Annotated in this window: 2 protein-coding genes; both read left to right on the top strand. The window is 45.6% G+C overall.

All coding sequences use genetic code 11. From position 1 onward, the window contains the following. Positions 1–364 (top strand): diadenylate cyclase (locus CVN76_RS06095; RefSeq protein WP_198512505.1); only part of this gene is annotated, 364 nt, incomplete at its 5' end. After that, a partial coding sequence (locus tag CVN76_RS06090; RefSeq protein ID WP_269800022.1) for a CdaR family protein occupies positions 357–847 on the top strand: 491 nt, incomplete at its 3' end. The genes CVN76_RS06095 and CVN76_RS06090, both read left to right, overlap by 8 nt.

The raw sequence follows: 847 nt of genomic DNA, 5'->3' as shown, positions 1-847 counted from the left end.
TTCTTCAGAACTGCTCATTAATATTTTCATACCTAATACGCCGCTTCACGATGGTGCAGTCATTCTGCAGAATAATCAGGTGGCCGCTGCAGCCTGCTACCTTCCTTTATCGGAAAGCCCGTTCATCTCAAAGGAACTCGGCACACGGCATAGGGCCGCGATCGGCATGAGCGAAGTGACTGATAGTCTCACGATCGTCGTTTCAGAAGAAACGGGCGGGATATCGGTTACTAAAAATGGTGAGCTCTACAGGGATTTGGATCAAGAATCTTTCAGGGCGATGCTGACAAGTGAGCTCGTAGTGGAAAACATCAAAACAACTTCCTCAGGTATCTGGAATTGGAGGGGGAAAAAGAATGGATAAATTCACCAATAGTGCATGGTTTATGAGAATCGTAGCGTTTGCCTTGGCAGCACTTCTGTTCATTTCCATTAACTTTGAGATGGAGTCGGATAAAAAATCCCTTGGTTTATCCACCGCCCCTGAAATCAGTACGGAGACCATTGAGAATGTGCCGGTTGAAGTCTATTATGACCGTGAAAACCTAGTGGTAAGCGGAGTGCCGGAAACGGTAGATGTGACTTTAAAGGGAGCCAAAAGCCTATTGATCAACGCTAAAAACCAAAGGGGCTTCAAGGTTTATGTAGACCTGTCAGATCCCGAAATTTCAATGGGGAATAGGACGGTCACATTCAAAATAAGTGATTTGAATGAAAAACTGGTGGCGACAATCGATCCGGAATATGCAGAAGTCAATGTTCAGGAACGAGTGACGAAGGATTTCAAGGTTGAGGCTGAGTATAATACCTCCTTGCTTGAAGATGGGTATACTGCTGGGCAGCCGAC

The organism is Bacillus sp. mrc49, assembly GCF_002803435.1.
This window is presented reverse-complemented; position numbering and strand designations above follow the sequence as displayed.